This is a genomic window from Providencia sp. Je.9.19 (genome assembly GCF_051129765.1).
Taxonomy (GTDB): domain Bacteria; phylum Pseudomonadota; class Gammaproteobacteria; order Enterobacterales; family Enterobacteriaceae; genus Providencia.
In genome coordinates this window covers 608,279-624,113 of record NZ_JBCPSS010000001.1, presented here as the reverse complement: position 1 = coordinate 624,113, position 15,835 = coordinate 608,279, and the positions used below count along the sequence as shown (strand labels likewise).

Annotated in this window: 14 protein-coding genes and 3 pseudogenes; 8 read left to right on the top strand and 9 right to left on the bottom strand. The window is 37.8% G+C overall.

All coding sequences use genetic code 11. The annotated features are described in order from the left end of the window. Window positions 1-55: 55 nt before the first annotated feature. Window positions 56-964, bottom strand: coding sequence for an AEC family transporter (locus AAZR93_RS02985; protein ID WP_434718927.1), 909 nt, complete (start codon window positions 962-964; stop codon window positions 56-58). 321 nt (window positions 965-1,285) lie between these two features. Here AAZR93_RS02985 and AAZR93_RS02980 point away from each other — a divergent pair, with 321 nt between their 5' ends. The 3 genes from AAZR93_RS02980 to AAZR93_RS02970 all read left to right on the top strand — a co-directional run bounded on the left by AAZR93_RS02980 (window position 1,286) and on the right by AAZR93_RS02970 (window position 3,591). Then, window positions 1,286-2,053 (top strand): basic amino acid ABC transporter substrate-binding protein, encoded by a 768-nt coding sequence (locus AAZR93_RS02980; RefSeq protein ID WP_434718926.1) that lies wholly within the window; start codon window positions 1,286-1,288, stop codon window positions 2,051-2,053. 64 nt (window positions 2,054-2,117) lie between these two features. After that, window positions 2,118-2,882, top strand: a complete 765-nt coding sequence (locus AAZR93_RS02975) for an amino acid ABC transporter permease (RefSeq protein ID WP_434718925.1) — start codon at window positions 2,118-2,120, stop codon at window positions 2,880-2,882. Continuing rightward, the gene (locus tag AAZR93_RS02970) at window positions 2,869-3,591 is read left to right on the top strand and encodes an amino acid ABC transporter ATP-binding protein (protein WP_294103679.1); all 723 of its coding nucleotides are present in this window, start codon (window positions 2,869-2,871) and stop codon (window positions 3,589-3,591) included. Before AAZR93_RS02975 ends, AAZR93_RS02970 begins: the two co-directional genes overlap by 14 nt. 119 nt (window positions 3,592-3,710) lie before the next feature. Here AAZR93_RS02970 and AAZR93_RS02965 read toward each other — a convergent pair whose 3' ends face one another. Beyond that, window positions 3,711-4,169 carry a GNAT family N-acetyltransferase gene (locus AAZR93_RS02965; protein WP_434718924.1) on the bottom strand — a complete coding sequence of 153 codons (459 nt, stop codon included), beginning with the start codon at window positions 4,167-4,169 and terminating at the stop codon, window positions 3,711-3,713. Window positions 4,170-4,273: 104 nt separating this feature from the next. Between AAZR93_RS02965 and AAZR93_RS02960 the strand changes: the two genes are divergently transcribed. Then, on the top strand, window positions 4,274-5,776 hold the full coding sequence (locus tag AAZR93_RS02960; protein ID WP_434718923.1) for a PLP-dependent aminotransferase family protein: 1,503 nt from the start codon (window positions 4,274-4,276) through the stop codon (window positions 5,774-5,776). A 99-nt stretch (window positions 5,777-5,875) separates the two neighbouring features. Further along, the gene (locus AAZR93_RS02955; protein ID WP_434718922.1) at window positions 5,876-6,457 is read left to right on the top strand and encodes a YebB family permuted papain-like enzyme; all 582 of its coding nucleotides are present in this window, start codon (window positions 5,876-5,878) and stop codon (window positions 6,455-6,457) included. Between the two features lie 14 nt (window positions 6,458-6,471). Here the strand turns inward: AAZR93_RS02955 and AAZR93_RS02950 are convergent. After that, a pseudogene (locus AAZR93_RS02950) lies at window positions 6,472-6,864 on the bottom strand (phage late control D family protein); the annotation flags it as partial. On the opposite strand from AAZR93_RS02950, the pseudogene AAZR93_RS02945 reads away from it, so the two are divergent. Together AAZR93_RS02945 and AAZR93_RS02940 are read left to right on the top strand one after the other, a co-directional pair. Then, window positions 6,854-7,329 (top strand): annotated as a pseudogene (locus AAZR93_RS02945) (terminase large subunit domain-containing protein); the annotation flags it as partial. The pseudogenes AAZR93_RS02950 and AAZR93_RS02945 overlap by 11 nt on opposite strands. After that, window positions 7,328-7,595 (top strand): annotated as a pseudogene (locus AAZR93_RS02940) (phage portal protein); the annotation flags it as partial. The pseudogenes AAZR93_RS02945 and AAZR93_RS02940, both read left to right, overlap by 2 nt. A 466-nt stretch (window positions 7,596-8,061) precedes the next feature. Here the strand turns inward: AAZR93_RS02940 and dcm are convergent. Both dcm and AAZR93_RS02930 read right to left on the bottom strand, forming a co-directional pair. Beyond that, the gene (dcm, locus tag AAZR93_RS02935; RefSeq protein WP_434718921.1) at window positions 8,062-9,336 is read right to left on the bottom strand and encodes a DNA (cytosine-5-)-methyltransferase; all 1,275 of its coding nucleotides are present in this window, start codon (window positions 9,334-9,336) and stop codon (window positions 8,062-8,064) included. A 77-nt stretch (window positions 9,337-9,413) separates the two neighbouring features. Next, on the bottom strand, window positions 9,414-10,136 hold the full coding sequence (locus AAZR93_RS02930) for an Eco47II family restriction endonuclease (RefSeq protein WP_434718920.1): 723 nt from the start codon (window positions 10,134-10,136) through the stop codon (window positions 9,414-9,416). A gap of 201 nt (window positions 10,137-10,337) precedes the next feature. Here AAZR93_RS02930 and AAZR93_RS02925 point away from each other — a divergent pair, with 201 nt between their 5' ends. Next, window positions 10,338-11,021, top strand: coding sequence for a hypothetical protein (locus AAZR93_RS02925; RefSeq protein ID WP_272576743.1), 684 nt, complete (start codon window positions 10,338-10,340; stop codon window positions 11,019-11,021). Between the two features lie 494 nt (window positions 11,022-11,515). On the opposite strand, the gene AAZR93_RS02920 is transcribed toward AAZR93_RS02925, so the two are convergent. The 4 genes from AAZR93_RS02920 to AAZR93_RS02905 form a co-directional block, all read right to left on the bottom strand. Then, the gene (locus AAZR93_RS02920) at window positions 11,516-11,878 is read right to left on the bottom strand and encodes a hypothetical protein (protein WP_434718919.1); all 363 of its coding nucleotides are present in this window, start codon (window positions 11,876-11,878) and stop codon (window positions 11,516-11,518) included. Between the two features lie 371 nt (window positions 11,879-12,249). Next, window positions 12,250-13,824, bottom strand: a complete 1,575-nt coding sequence (ahpF, locus tag AAZR93_RS02915; RefSeq protein WP_434718918.1) for an alkyl hydroperoxide reductase subunit F — start codon at window positions 13,822-13,824, stop codon at window positions 12,250-12,252. 136 nt (window positions 13,825-13,960) lie between these two features. Then, entirely contained in the window at window positions 13,961-14,524 is a 564-nt protein-coding gene (ahpC, locus tag AAZR93_RS02910) for an alkyl hydroperoxide reductase subunit C (RefSeq protein ID WP_434718917.1), read from the bottom strand. A gap of 186 nt (window positions 14,525-14,710) precedes the next feature. Next, on the bottom strand, window positions 14,711-15,835 hold the full coding sequence (locus AAZR93_RS02905; protein WP_294103887.1) for an ABC transporter permease: 1,125 nt from the start codon (window positions 15,833-15,835) through the stop codon (window positions 14,711-14,713).

The following is a 15,835-nucleotide window of genomic DNA, read 5'->3' as shown; positions in this document are numbered from 1 at the left end:
GAGGTTGCAAAATATATCTCAATACTTTTAAAACATGATTGTATCTTTGAAGAAACTAATGCATCACTAACGTCAAAACAAGAGGTAATGTCAGTATTGCGGTTATTGTTTGTAGTGTAATAATTCCCGCCATCAATTGACTATCACCTTTTAATTGTCTTGTTAAAATGTAAGCTGTTGGGGCGGTTGGAATAGAAAAAAAGATCGCTAAAAGTACCGTTTCAAGTTCGGGTAATGAAAATAAATAAGCCGTAAATATCGCTAAACTAGGCATAGCCAATAAGCGAATTAGTGTCGTCACTATTATAGGTTTAAACTCATTTTTTAACGTTGCCGTTTGTAATGCCCCACCAATACAAATCAACCCAAGAGGTAAACTCGCCGCAGCAAGCAATTTTAATAGCTGGTCAGAACCAAATGGCAAACCAATGGGTGATAAGTTTAATAAAATTCCGAGAAAACAAGAAATGATCAATGGATTTTTAATTATCGGCAGAAAAAGCTGTTGAATAGAGACCCTCTTACCCGCACTTAATGACAGCACAGCAATAATATTGGTACTCGGTACTAAAATTGCCATGATGACCGCAGCTATCGCTATCCCTTCCGTGCCAAACAAATCAGCAATTATCGCTAAACCTAAATAAGTATTAAAACGAGTGACTCCCTGAATGTAAGCACCAAATCGGCCAATTGTTATTTTAAATAAATATTTATTCACTAAAACTAACAAGGAGCTAACAGCTAAAATAAAGAATATTGCGCTCGCTAAGAACGGTAATTTAGGATTATCAAGCGGCGCTGTCGCTAGGCTATTCATCAGCAAAGCTGGAAACAAAATAAAATAATTTAGCTTTTCCGCACTCGGCCAGAAATCAACAGAAAAAAGCGCCGTTCGACGTAAAGCAAACCCCATTGCAATAAGTGCAAACAATGGCCATAACACCAATAAAATCTTTTCCATAATCGATTATTTTATTTCTTTCATAGTATTAAGCGAATAAAGACTTTAAGTTTAACGTTAACGCAATGTGAATGTTAGGTAAAAAAAGCGCTAATAATACGCTTTATGAGTGAGTCTTCATTTATTTCCCTGTAATCAAAACTAGATCACATTTAAATATTAATAAGCACACCTTTATTTTCAACGTCGTATAAATGCATAAAAATTAAACTAAATTAATAGAGTTAAACATTATCTAATCTAGAATTTAAAATAACATTTGCCTGCCGTGATTATTTTATGTATTTTTATTCACTATAAATGCATAAAAAAGAGGTTTGTATGTTTAAGAAATTAGTTTTTGCGGGATGTATGACACTCGCCGCATTCTCAGGGAATGTTTACGCTAAAGAGAGCTATACCGTAGGTTCTGGTGGAACTTATCGTCCATTTGAATTTGAAAATAGTCAAAAACAGCTCGAAGGCTTTGATATCGATATTATTAAGGCTATTGCTGACGTCGAGGGCTTTGATGTCAAACTCATTAATACCCCTTGGGAGGGTATTTTTGCCACATTATCCACCGGTGACAGAGATATTATAATCTCAGGTATTACGATCACAGATAAACGTAAAAATATGGTAGATTTTTCTAAACCCTATTTCCCTGCGGAACAAGCTATTGTCATCGGTGAAATGTCTACGGTAACTGATTTAAATAGTTTGAAAAAATTAAATGTTGGTGTGGTCAATTCAAGTACAGGCGATATTGTCGTTTCTGACGTTATTGGCAAAAATAGCACATCAATAAAACGTTTTGATAATACTCCATTACTATTACAAGAATTGTACGAGGATGGTATTGATGCCGCGGTTGGAGATGTCGGTGTCATTAAATATTACATCAAGACTCACCCAGAAAAAAAATTCAAATTAGTTTACGACAACCAATTTGAGAAGCAATATTTTGGTATCGCGGTTGCAAAAGGAAATACTGAGCTGCAACAAAAAATAAATAATGGGCTAGATAAAATTGTTGAAAATGGTACTTATAATAAAATCTACCAAAAATGGTTTGATGAAAACGTCCCTGAATTACCAAAACAATAACCATATTTAGTTTCAAGCCATCTAAGGGTGGCTTTTTCTCGTTTATATCAGGGTGACCATTAAGATGTCTGCTTTTCGTTGGGAAATAATTGAAGAATACGCCCCGCTATTTGTTGAGGGCGCAATGATGACAATCAAATGTACGATTATTTGCGTTATTTTAGGTTCACTTTGGGGATTAACGCTTGGTTTAGGACGCACAGCCAAAGCAGAACAAGGAGTATGGAAACCTATTTTACGTTATTGTGTTCAATGGCCCGTTCGTTTCTATGTCAGCGCCTTTCGCGGTACCCCGCTATTCGTACAAATAATGGTTGTTCACTTTGCATTAGTTCCTTTATTTATCAATCCTCGTGATGGAATTTTTGTAACTTCAGGACTCATGTCTGTCGATACAGCACGTATGTTGCGTTCCGATTACGGTGCGTTTTTATCATGTATTGTTGCTATTACTTTAAATTCAGGCGCTTACGTCTCTGAAATTTTTCGTGCTGGTATTCAATCTATTGATAAAGGGCAAATGGAAGCCTCTCGTGCATTGGGTATGAGCTGGGCGAAGACAATGCGCAAAGTCATTTTACCGCAAGCCTTCCGCCGGATCCTTCCTCCACTTGGAAATAATGCAATTGCTATTGTTAAAGATTCTTCTTTAGCTTCTGCCATCGGTTTAGCAGATTTAGCCTACGCAGCAAGAACAGTATCAGGGGCTTATGCAACTTATTGGGAACCATACTTAACAATTTCAGTAATTTACTGGGTGCTGACATTTATCCTTGCTCAGCTCGTGCAATATATGGAAAGAAGGTTGGGCCGCAGTGATCTACGTTAATAATTTACAGAAAAAATTTGGTGAAACCCACGTATTAAGAGGAATTTCCTGTGAGATTAAACCTCAAGAAGTTATCTGCGTAATAGGCCCTTCAGGTTCAGGTAAAAGTACTTTTTTACGCTGCTTAAATGCCTTAGAAAGACCTGATGGCGGTGAAATTCGAGTCAATGGCTTTGATGTTCATGATCCTAAAACTGACCTTAATAAGATGCGTGAAAATATCGGGATGGTTTTCCAGCGCTTTAATTTATTTCCTCATATGACTGTGCTTGATAATTTAACTATGGCACCTATCTCAGTTAAAGGATTAAAGAAATCACAAGCATTGGAAAAAGCAGAACAACTTTTAATCAAAGTGGGTTTATTGGATAAAATAGACGCATGGCCTGCGAGTCTCTCTGGGGGACAACAACAACGTGTGGCAATAGCTCGAGCACTTGCAATGCAACCGTCTATTTTATTGTTTGATGAACCCACTTCAGCGCTAGATCCTGAACTGGTAGGTGAAGTACTTGCCGTAATGAAAATCCTTGCAACCGAAGGGATGACCATGGTTATCGTCACTCATGAAATGGGATTTGCTAAAGAGGTTGCCGACCGTGTTATTTTCATTGACCAAGGTATTATCCAAGAAGAAGGCACACCTCAACAATTATTCACTTCACCGAAAAATCCACGTACCGCCGAGTTTTTAAGTAAAGTCCTATAATGAATGAGGTACAGTAAATTCTTTCTAGCCAACAAATAACGAAAAGCCCGTTGTTAGCCTAAACAACGGGTCAGTAAAATAAATACTGAAATGTAGGTAGAACGACTAACTTTATATACTTATAGTGGCATTCGATACTCAATAACACCCGGTTTTTCAGCCACCCAATTATATAATTTTTGTCCACGTAAATTAGTTTCTTGTGTGTGCCAATACAATCTTCCACACTCTTGTTGTTGAGCTTGTTCATGAACAAATTCAATTAGCTGCTTGCCTACATGCTTTCCTCTCACTTCTGGCGTTACATAAAGGTCTTCTAAGTAACAAAAATTATTTTTTGCCCATGTTGAGCGATGATATGTGTAGTTAACAAAACCAACGACTTTATCGCCATCAAGAGCAACAGCACAATACATTGGTTCATCATTATCAAAAAATCGTTCCCACGCTTTCAATGTAACATCTTCATCTAAATCTACTTTATAGAATTCTTGATACTTTAACCAATAAACTAACCATTGTGGATAATGTTCTTGTGACGCAAACTCAACTGTTACAGGCAATGCTGCATTATTCATAATAACCCTTCCTTTAGTAGACATATTAGATAATGACGTTATAGTACATATCAATTTGGTACTGTATAAGACACACTTTTAGCATTTAAATAGGGTCCACTTTTATGCGGCGTAAACCACAAGCGCAGTTTCCATTACTACTTTTAGAGGAAAGATTACTAAAAGAAGGGAACATCAAAGAAAGTGTATATCACACTATCCGTAACGCTATTCTTGATGGGCGATTAAATGCAGGAATTAAGCTACCGTCAACCAGAGCATTGGCTGAAATGATGTCCATTTCACGTAATTCTGTTATCGCAGGATTTGAACGATTATCAGATGAAGGGTATTTATATTCTAAGCAAGGTTCTGGAACTTATATTTCAAATAACCTGCCTAACGAGTTAGTCAAAACCAATAATCGCCTACACACCCTCGATAAACCTAAATATCATGCACTAAATCTTAGTCCGACTGTCGATAATCTCACCAATTCGTGGGTTCAATCACGACCGTCTACGGATAAACACCAAATGTTTAATATTGGTATTGGTTGCGTTGATCAATTTCCGCATGAACTTTGGGGTCGATTATTAGGCCGTGTTTGGCGAAAATCAAAACATGCCATTACTCTTTACAATCACCCTGATGGCTATACCCCTCTTAAAAAACTATTGGTCGACTATGTTCTTTCAACCCGTGGCGTACACTGTTCAGAAGAACAGATTATTATTGTAAATGGCACACAACAAGCAATAAATTTAGCCGCCAGAGTATTGTTAAAACAAGGAGACAAAGTTTGGCTTGATGACCCAGGTTATGATAGTGCAAAGGCGATTTTAACGGGTTTAGGTGCTGAAGTAGCCCCAATATTCTCTGACCAAGAAGGAATGAATATTGCCTATGGAGCAACACATCATCCTGAAGCTAAACTTATTTATACGACACCATCCCATCAATTTCCACTTGGTGGCACATTAAGTTTACCCCGCCGTTTAGCCTTACTTGACTGGGCTCAAAAAAATAATGCATGGATTTTTGAGGATGATTACAACAGTGAGTTTCGTTTTTTATCTAAGCCTATTCAAGCACTACAAGGACTCGATAATCATCAGCGGGTTATTTATGCAGGTACTTTTTCAAAAATGATGTACCCCGGTTTTCGCTTAGGATTTTTAATTGTGCCACGAATGCTAAGTGATGCATTTACTATGATGAAATATTACAGTGACAGTCAGTGTAGTTATTTAGAACAAGCCGCTTTAGCTCAATTTATTCAAGAAGGCCATTACGCACGGCATGTCAGAAAAATACGGAAAATATGTTATGAACGCCAAAATGCTTTTTTTAAGGCAATTAACTTATATTTACCCGATATATTTGATGTAGAAATGACAGATTCAGGGATCCACACGGTATGTTGGATCAAACAAGGTTATGACCTTCATGTTATTTTAGAACAGTGTCGCCTATTAAATTTTGGTGCCCAACCCCTAGCTAGATATTGCATCAAGAGTAAAAATAATAATGCCATTTTATTTGGTTACGCTGCCCACACAGAATTAAAGATTACAAATAGTATTCAAGCACTCAGCGAAAAATTACGGAACATATACCCTATATAAACATAGGGCTATTTTAAGCCTTTTTCTGATTGCGACAATTCACCAATTGTTTATAACATAACCTCAATGCAGCTTTTTAAATCACCTTGAGGTGTGTTGATGACAAAGATTAATTACCCTTATGACCTAGAAGTCGGGGATATCATTTTTACCAGTATTGGTAACGAGTTATTTCGCCAAATTGCATCTGCTTCATTATGTTGGAGCAATCACGTTGGCATGATTATTGGGCATAATGGCGAAGATTATTTAATTGCAGAAAGTCGTATACCATTATCCACCACAACTACCCTTTCACGTTTTATTTCACGTTCTAATAATAACCGTTATGGGATCCGTCGTTTAGCCACACCACTGACTACAGAACAAAAATTAGCATTAGTATCCCAAGTCCCTACAAGACTCAATAAGCTTTACCACACGGGCTTTGATTATGATTCATCAAGACAATTTTGTTCAAAATTTGTATTTGAACTCTATGATACTGCACTCAATATTCAAGTTGGTAAAAAAGAAACTTTTCAAGAATTATTAGGCAAAAATCCGAATGCAAAATTAAATTTCTGGAAATTCTGGTTTATCGGTCAGATCCCATGGGAACGCACGACAGTCACTCCTGCCAGCTTATGGCACCACCCTGAATTGTCACTTATTTATAGCAGCCATGAAGATATTCATTAATGACTTTTAACTAAATCATTGGTCTGGTCGGCGTGGTCAATTTCAATGTGCATCAATTGCTTGCTGACCGCGGGTTTGAGGTTATAACGCCCTGCTATCGCGCTGATCACATCAGGCACCTTGATATCGTGCCAACTGTATTCACGTTTAACGTTGAAATCTTGCCGAAAATCCGCGCTGCGAGCGGTGACAGTGATTTGGTCAGGTGGGCCTGAATGACTAATTTCATCAACGGTATACATCCCTTTATGTACCAAGGCTTCCCCCTGCCAACCAAGGGATACGGAAATCTCAGCCCCACGCGCCGGTAACGCGATTTTACCGTCGGTATCATCAATCGTTAGCTCTAAGGTATCTACCTCAAATCCGCGATTATCCGTTAATGTTAATGACATTAGCTTATTTGAGTATCAGCGCCAGTGGTGGGATAAACGCACGCAAAGAAATCGCTTTATTCTTAAATCACGGCAAATTGATACCACGTGGTATTTTGCCCGCGAGGCCTTATTAACCGCATTGGAAACCGGTAATAACCAAATATTTCTCTCTGCTAGCCGCGCTCAAGCTTTTCAGTTCAAACGCTTTATTCAATTGTTCGCAAGGCAAGTCGGCGTTGAGCTTAAAGGCGGTGACGAAATTATGTTATCCAACGGCGGCATACTGTTTTTTCTTGGCACCGCAACTGCGACCGCGCAATCGTATACCAGAGATCTCTATTTTGATGAGGTATTTTGGGTATCGCGTTTCTTAGAATTACGTAAAGTTGCCTCGGCTATGGCATCACATATCCATTTACGCCGTACCACTTTTCGACTCCATCCAGTGAAGATCACGAGCCCTATTCATTTTGGACTGGTGACTTGTATAACAAAAGATGAGTTTGTGGGCATTAAAGAATGATTTGTTCGCAATGCACCGCATCCCACCGCAGTTGATGGGAATAATTCCGCAAGGTTCCGGGAGCCTCGGCGATATCGAAAAGGCCGCAATGGTGTTTTGGTTCAATGAGTTATTGCCACTTATGGAAAGCATGAAGTCAATTAATGACATGCTAGGCGTTGAGGCGATCCGCTTTAAACAATATGCGTTGCTGGATTTTTTGACGCAGGCGAAGGGGAAAGAGCCGAGTTATAAATAATTCATCACAAGCTAAGTACAGAGAACATAACTGAAAGTAATCTATTTCCAACCGAGTGTAGGAAACCTGATCACAAACATTTCCGCTCAAACACAATAGGACGGCCTTAGCGCCGTTCTATCTATTCGACATATCCGAATCTATTTTTTATCTCATCTCGGCTGTATAGCCTAAATACTCGTAGATAACACCACTCACGGGCTAATCACAACATAGCCAGCGCGGCCCACCTTTACCCCTTTTGCGCGCGCTTGCTCCCCCGCCTCGCCCGCACACAAAAGGGGTGGGATTTTGTGCAAGTGTGCGGAGTGGAAAAGCTGCGCCAGCGTATGTACTGAATAGGAAATATGAAAATATTGAATTTGTGCAATGTAATGCAAAATTATGAAGTGATAAAGTACTGAATTAAAAACAAAAAATACCGCCTCATTTTAAATTTAGCGGTATCTATAACTACAGTGAAAAATTATGCCGAAAGAAGTTCTTCATCACAATGAGCAACAACTTCTTTTTGTTCTAAGCTATTAAGTGCACGAACTAAAGAACGCCCAATTGCATAGGATAAATTAACAGGAACAGCGTTACCAATTTGCTTATATTTAGCAGTAATCGGTCCTGAAAACTCCCAATTATCGGGGAATGTTTGGATCCGAGCGTATTCTCTAACTGCCAATGGGCGAGTTTCTTCTGGATGGCAACGCTCTGTTTGCTTTTGAGCGGGTGAACAGGTTAACGTTAAGCTAGGTTCATCCCATGATAAACGTCTTGCCATTCCTGTTTTACCACCGCCTAAATAGTAACTTTTTTGCATATATTCTTTCTGAATATCTTCAGGAAGATCACGCCAATAACCGCCTTGAGGTACTAAAGACAAAATTTCTTGTTTTCTTTTAGGATATTTTTGACCTTCAGATATAGGCACATCTGTTTCAAATAATTCACCTGCTTTCAATGCATCACGCATTGTCATTACCTTATGGTAAGGTGATGGCCATTCATAATCTATTGAATTTAATAAATCTTTGCGAATAGCAACTAAAATAAGTCTTTCGCGCTTTTGAGGTACTTGATAAAAAATTGCTTTCAGTACTTTAGGTGTAATAAGGGAATAACCTATTTCATCAATAGCGTTAACTATCGTTTGTAAGGTTTTACCATCGTCGTGATTTAGTAAACCTCTAACATTTTCAGCTAATAATATTTTTGGTTGTACTTCCTGCACTGCTCTTGCGAATTCAAAAAATAAGGTACCTCTAGTATCTTCAAAACCCATTTTTTTCCCTGCATAAGAAAATGCCTGACAAGGAAAACCACCGGCCAAGACATCAACCTTACCTTTGTATTGCGAAAAATCGATACCAGCGACATCCCCTTCAACAACATTCCAATCAGGTCTGTTTAAACGTAGTGTATTACAAGCATGTTTATCAATTTCATTTAGCATGACGGCCGATAGACCTGCTTTTTCCAACCCTAGCGCCATACCACCTGCACCTGCAAATAATTCTAATACCGTGAATTTTTTGGCTGGCTTGATTTGCAATTCATGATCCCAATTACTTTTATAAAGTGCTTGGATTTGTTCGAACTGCATAAGTTGTTCTTTTTCATAGTAACGGTAGTTATTATCAGGATTGCGTTTTGATTTTAATTTTTTACTTGAATCCCAACGCCTTAACGTCTCTTTTGTTACACCTAAAAGGTCTGCAACTTCAGCGATAGAAAATTCATCTTGTAGCATAATAGTGATTCCTGATAATCTTGATCATGGTTACAACTGTATATATAGTCATGTTAAAAGTCAAACATTGATCATGGTTATTTTCCGTACGCTTCAGTAAAATAACTCATAAACAATTCAACATCAGGAATAACAAAATCTTTTTGCCCATAACATTGATGATAAACAGCTTCGATGACTTTAGGTAATGCCTCATGCAGCTCTTTTAGCGCATCCTCTCGGCCTGTTACTATGTGATAAAAACTAGCACCATCAATAACTCTAATTAAAGAGTTTTCAGAGCATTTTGCGCCCGTTTCTTTATTTGATGGAATAAAAGGGATATTAAAACGTTCTGGTTTTTTAGGAATAATATTAACAAAATAAGCCGTATAGCCTTTAAACTGACTATTTTTAGGAGAAACTTGTGCATCTAACGAAATGTACATCGCGGCAAGGTTGCCACCCGTTACGGTATTAAATTTATTTTTCGATTCTGCAATAATTTTCTTTTCACGATTAATCAAATCAACAATACCGCCGGTTCCTAAATCTTCCCAGCCATCGACATAACCTAGGATTTTCTGATGAAATGTACCCACATGATTTTGAATGGTTTTTTGACACTGTCGAGCCATTTCAGAATTGCGCCACTCTTCATGACTATTGAAATCAGAGGCTTCAAACAAGGCGCCAAATGGGTCAATGACATTTTTATTGAATGATTTTTCAGCATCTTGCCTTTTTTCTACGGCCTTGTCCAAAAGATACTTTACTTCTTTGATTAAATTATCATCAGATATGTATTCTAAAAAAGGCATTTCACGCTTCTCCCTTTATTTCGTTAACTCTAAAGAGTGTTCAAAATCCCCTCTAATGTCAATTTAAATAGTTTATTTTCTTTAAAAACAGAAAGATAATACTATTTTTGACGCCCCTAAAATTAATCTATCTTAAAATACCTTTATCATGATATTAATACTATAAATCGAACCTATTTAACTTATGGAATGCTAAGTACTATGAAACGCTATTTATCTTATATAAAAAAAATAGCCAAACAAAAAAATGACTCTGTAGGTAACTCTATTGTCAAAAGAGTTATGTGGCGTAGTCTTGAAAATAGGCTAAAAGAAGAATTCGAACTACTAAAAAATAATGAAATCATAGATAATAGTTTTGAAAAAATCTACTTTAGCAACTATATGAGCGATGAAATAAAAGATAAGAATATAATGTATTATAACGTATTAAATGCTGCACAAGTACACTGTGGTAATAGAACACTACCTTGCGATAGTTTTATATTAGATGAAAATAACAACGGTGTATTCTCACAAACTAAAGAAGGAGGTGCTGCAATTTGGTATACACAAACCTACGATGGGCGTGTCCTTACATTTATTTCTCCTTACAAAAATGATTTCACTAAAGCTAACGAGAATGAATTATTAATCAATATATACAATCATCCACAATGCATCAGCAGGAAAAAAATAAGGAAAAATTTTAAATTATTTTTTAAATATGCTCTTGCAACCTCAGCTGAAAACACTTCTAGTACAATGCTTTATCTTTTTAGACTTAAATTACTATTTATCGATTTAAATTTCAGAAATCAAAAAAAAATAAATAGTTACCTATATGGATTTTTCATTTTATTTTTTGCTGCTATTGCAGCATTCGCAGCATTGTTGGCCTTATAAAACTCCCCCCTCTCGGAAACCGGTTACATCGGTTACACCCTACCAAAACCACCTATAACTCACTGATTACAAACAACTCCGTTGTAACTTTTTGCTGGTTACAACGGGTTACAAAACAGGGGTTAAAAAGTTACATCCTTATAAAATAATGAGTTATGTTTTTAATTTGTAACCTCTCAAAACGGTTACACGTAACCACAAAGTAACCCATTTGTAACCTTTTACTATTTCTATATTTTTATATCTTATCAATAAGATACAAGACTATTTTAATTTTGTAACCAATGTAACCGCTTTCCGAACCCCTCCCACAAATTCTCTATATTTATAAAAGCGATTAAATAACAGTCAATTCTTATTCTGTTATCTATAGATTCACTTACCTACGCTTTCATAGAATATTGATGATGAGTATTTACTTAATTCATGGGATTTATCGATAGATAAAAGAAAGGCTGCACAAGGCAAGCCGATAGAAAGGAAATAGGCGATAACTAGCTTTCACTGTTTTCTTGAAATACCCAACATCTAAGCACATCCGGCTTCGACAAAGTACTCCCCACCGCAAGCGAACTATTAAACTGACTGTTTACCACACTTCTCACGGTCTTAACGCTCACAAACTTACGCATTCGACCCGATTTCAATAAATTCTTAATATCTGTATTCAACAACATCGATTGGCGATGTTCACTGGCCACCTGTGCAATATGGTTAAAATTCACCACATAAACACCCTGCTCAACGCTATGATTCACACCAAACGCTTCATTATCTTGCAAGTAATCGAACATATCCCAAAACTCCATCACTGGCGGCTGGTCGAGTTGAATAGCTTGAACACGTTGTTTGGCCAACTCAATAATAAAGTCACGAGTTTGGCGAATATGTGCCGCTTTTACGGGTAGAACCAGCGCTAACTGCGATTACGTATAATCCATTAAAGGGAGGAACAGAGTTAGCTTAATAGATTGTTCGTTTTAGGGTGATTTTGACGACGAACACCGAGGCAAACTTAGCTTTGGCGTGTCCACAAGTTGTCCACACTGGAATGCATTTCTTCGCTGCAAGTACCACCAAATCAGCGTTTAGATCGTCCACAAGTTGTCCACACTTGAACACTTTTAGGCACTTTTGAGCCTTTTTTGATTAAAATACACACAAAAAAAAGGCACTCGCCCCCGAGTGCCTTTAGACTACAACCTACTGAATTTAGAGTAAAAAACTCCTATTCAGCGGTTCTGGTACTTGTGCGGATTAGGTAGTCAAATGCGCTAAGTGCGGCTTTTGCACCTTCTCCGGCTGAAATGATGATTTGTTTGTAAGGCACAGTGGTACAGTCGCCAGCGGCAAAAATACCTTTGATATTCGTTTCACCGCGAGCATCAACTTCAATTTCGCCCATACGGTTACGAATAATCGTATCTCCTAACCAATTGGTATTTGGCAATAAACCGATTTGTACAAATGCACCTGCAACCGCTAAAGAATGTGTACTTTCATCAGCACGATTTTTATATTCTAAACTCGTCATCTTGCTACCATCACCCTTTACTTCTAAGGTCTGTGCATTCAAGATGATCTCTACATTTTTCATGCTGCGGGCTTTGTGCTGTAAAACAGCATCAGCTTTAAGTTCAGGTGCAAATTCTAATACTGTCACGTGCTCAACAATACCTGCTAAATCGATAGCGGCTTCAATTCCTGAGTTACCACCGCCAATAACAGCAACACGTTTACCTTTAAATAATGGGCCATCACAATGCGGGCAGAATGTGATCCCTTTGGTACGATATTCTTGTTCGCCCGGTACACCCATATTTCTCCAGCGTGCACCCGTTGAAATAATAATGCTGCGTGATTTTAAAACTCCGCCAGAAGCCGTTTCTATTTGATGTAAACTGCCTTCTTGTTCTGCCGGTATTAGTTTTGTTACCGACTGACCATCAATAATATCAACATCATAGTTATCAACATGATTTTTAAGCGCTCCTGCAAATATCGCACCTTCTGTTTTGATCACAGAAATATAGTTTTCGATATCAACAGTATCCATGACTTGACCACCGAAGCGCTCACCAATAACACCGGTGCGAATACCTTTACGCGCCGTATAAATCGCAGCTGATGCACCAGCAGGGCCACTCCCTATGATCAGAACTTCATATGGCTCACGTTCAGTCAATGATTTAGCTGCACGTAAATCAGCATTAGTATCAACTTTACTCACAATCTCACTTAAGGTCATACGGCCTTGACCAAACGCCTTACCATTTAAGTAAACAGCTGGTACACCCATCACATTACGCTCTTCAATTTCATTTTGAAAAATCCCGCCATCGATAGCCGTATGGCTAATCTTGGGATTCAAAATAGCCATTAAATTAAGAGCTTGTACAACATCTGGGCAATTATGACATGATAATGAATAGTATGTTTCAAAATGGAACTTACCCTCGAGGGCTTCAATTTGTTCCAATAACTCTTGTGCTTCTTTAGATGGATGTCCACCCACTTGCAATAATGCGAGCACAAGAGATGTAAATTCGTGTCCTAATGGCGAGCCAGCAAAACGTACACCACGGTCAACACCTGGGTTGGTAATTAAAAAAGATGGCATTCTTAACGAATTATTATGTTCAACTCGCACACTAATTTTGTCTGATAACGCTGCAATCTGTTCAATTAATTGTTTTATTTCATTTGATTTATTGCTGTCATCTAAATTGGCAACTAACTCTAATGGCTTAGTGAGTTTTTCTAAATAGGCTTTCAATTGAGCCTGTAAATTATTATCGAGCATGTAATTCCCTTTTTAATGATAAAATCGGGTACATATACCCGTCAGATAGCAAATTGCAGGTGTCTTAATAATCACTATCACTTACCTACAATTTGCACTATCGTATTACTAATCTATGAATAGATTTATCAACGAATTAGATTTTACCGACTAAATCTAAAGATGGAGACAGAGTCGCTTCACCTTCCTTCCATTTAGCAGGACAAACTTCGCCTGGGTGGCTTGCAACATATTGAGCTGCTTTTATTTTACGCAGTAAATCTGATGCATCACGGCCAATACCTTCAGCTGTGATTTCAATTGCTTGGATAATACCTTCTGGGTCGACAACGAATGTAGCGCGATCAGCTAGACCTTCATTTTCACGCATATTTTCAAAGTTACGTGTCAATGCGCCTGTCGGGTCACCAATCATTGCATATTTGATTTTACCTATAGTGTCTGAGCTTGAATGCCATGCTTTATGAGTAAAGTGGGTATCTGTCGAAACAGAGAAGATTTCAACGTTTAATTTTTGAAACTCTTCGTAATGATCAGCAACGTCGCCGAGTTCTGTCGGGCATACAAAGGTAAAATCTGCTGGATAAAAGAAGAATACACTCCATTTATTTTCAACATCTTTCTCTGTAACTTCGATGAATTGACCGTCTTTAAATGCTTGATTTGAGAATGGTTTGATTTTTGTATTAATTAGTGACATTTGATGTCCTCCTGTTGGGTTGCCTATTAAGTTACTGTTTATAAGCATCTTAATCCAATCAGTAGGCACTATTGATTTGATAGGTAGAACCGAACCAATAAATATTAATTGATAGGTTTTATATTAATATTACATGTGAAAGTAAAGCGCTTACAGTGACTTTCAGCAAGCGCTTTTTAATTTTTACTAAGCCATAGTTGCGATAGTTTTTCGGAAGCGAATCAATGCAAGACCAAAAAACACACTACCAATAACCATCAGAACAATGAACTGAGGCCACACGATTTGAAAACCAGCGCCTCGATACAATATAGCTTGCGCCAAACTAACAAAGTGGGTCGTTGGCATTGTTTGCATAATATCTTGCACTAGCTGCGGCATACTTTCACGAGCGGTCATTCCACCGGAAAGCATATTTAATGGTAACAATACCAGTATCATTAATAAACCAAACTGTGGCATTGAGCGTGCAATGGTTCCCATAAAAATACCGATAGATGTTGTAGCAAATAAACTTAATGCCACACCACACATAAACAATAGTATTGAGCCTTCGATTGGCACTTGAAGTAAAGTTTTCACAACTAAAAGTAATGAAACTCCCGAAGCGACTAATACCACTAATCCCATCGACCAAATTTTAGACATCATGATTTCAAAAGGTGTCAAAGGCATTACCATCAAGTGTTCAACTGTACCGTGCTCACGCTCACGAATTAACGCAGCACCCGTCAGTACAATAGAAAGCATGGTGATATTATTGATGATGGCCATCACTGATCCAAACCAAGACTGCGTTAGGTTTGGATTGAAACGCATACGAACCTCAAGATCAACAGGCAAACTGGCATTACTACGCGACTTGGCTAAAAATTCATTTACTTCACCTAACGTAATGTTTTGAATATAGCTATTGCCTAAAAATGCCTGACTCATCCGCGTTGCATCAATATTTACTTGTATTGCAGGATGACGCCCAGCTAATACATCTCGTTGAAAATTGGGCGGAATATCAAGTGCAAAAGTATAAGTACCGCTATTAAGCAATTCATCAATTTGATTAGGCGTAATATCCGCGGGAGGTAAAAAATAAGGTGCATAAAAACTATTAATAATTCGATTCGATAACTGAGATTTATCCTGATCAGCAATCGCGATAGGTGCATTATGCAACGAGCCTGGCGTCACTGTTGCTGATGAGTAAATAGAAACCGTGAAGGCAAATACAATCAGCCCTAACATGGCTTTATCTCGCCCCAAACTACGTAATTCCTTAATACCCAGATTTAAAATATTTTGTATTTTACGCAT

What these genes read in the sequence shown, in the direction of transcription:
- AAZR93_RS02985 (WP_434718927.1), bottom strand. Translation starts at nt 964, where the DNA reads ATGGAAAAGATTTTATTGGTGTTATGGCCATTGTTTGCACTTATTGCA.
- AAZR93_RS02980 (WP_434718926.1), top strand. Translation starts at nt 1,286, where the DNA reads ATGTTTAAGAAATTAGTTTTTGCGGGATGTATGACACTCGCCGCATTC.
- AAZR93_RS02975 (WP_434718925.1), top strand. Translation starts at nt 2,118, where the DNA reads ATGTCTGCTTTTCGTTGGGAAATAATTGAAGAATACGCCCCGCTATTT.
- AAZR93_RS02965 (WP_434718924.1), bottom strand. Translation starts at nt 4,169, where the DNA reads ATGAATAATGCAGCATTGCCTGTAACAGTTGAGTTTGCGTCACAAGAA.
- AAZR93_RS02960 (WP_434718923.1), top strand. Translation starts at nt 4,274, where the DNA reads ATGCGGCGTAAACCACAAGCGCAGTTTCCATTACTACTTTTAGAGGAA.
- AAZR93_RS02955 (WP_434718922.1), top strand. Translation starts at nt 5,876, where the DNA reads ATGACAAAGATTAATTACCCTTATGACCTAGAAGTCGGGGATATCATT.
- dcm (WP_434718921.1), bottom strand. Translation starts at nt 9,336, where the DNA reads ATGCTACAAGATGAATTTTCTATCGCTGAAGTTGCAGACCTTTTAGGT.
- AAZR93_RS02930 (WP_434718920.1), bottom strand. Translation starts at nt 10,136, where the DNA reads ATGCCTTTTTTAGAATACATATCTGATGATAATTTAATCAAAGAAGTA.
- AAZR93_RS02925 (WP_272576743.1), top strand. Translation starts at nt 10,338, where the DNA reads ATGAAACGCTATTTATCTTATATAAAAAAAATAGCCAAACAAAAAAAT.
- ahpF (WP_434718918.1), bottom strand. Translation starts at nt 13,824, where the DNA reads ATGCTCGATAATAATTTACAGGCTCAATTGAAAGCCTATTTAGAAAAA.
- ahpC (WP_434718917.1), bottom strand. Translation starts at nt 14,524, where the DNA reads ATGTCACTAATTAATACAAAAATCAAACCATTCTCAAATCAAGCATTT.
- AAZR93_RS02905 (WP_294103887.1), bottom strand. Translation starts at nt 15,835, where the DNA reads ATGCGTAAAATACAAAATATTTTAAATCTGGGTATTAAGGAATTACGT.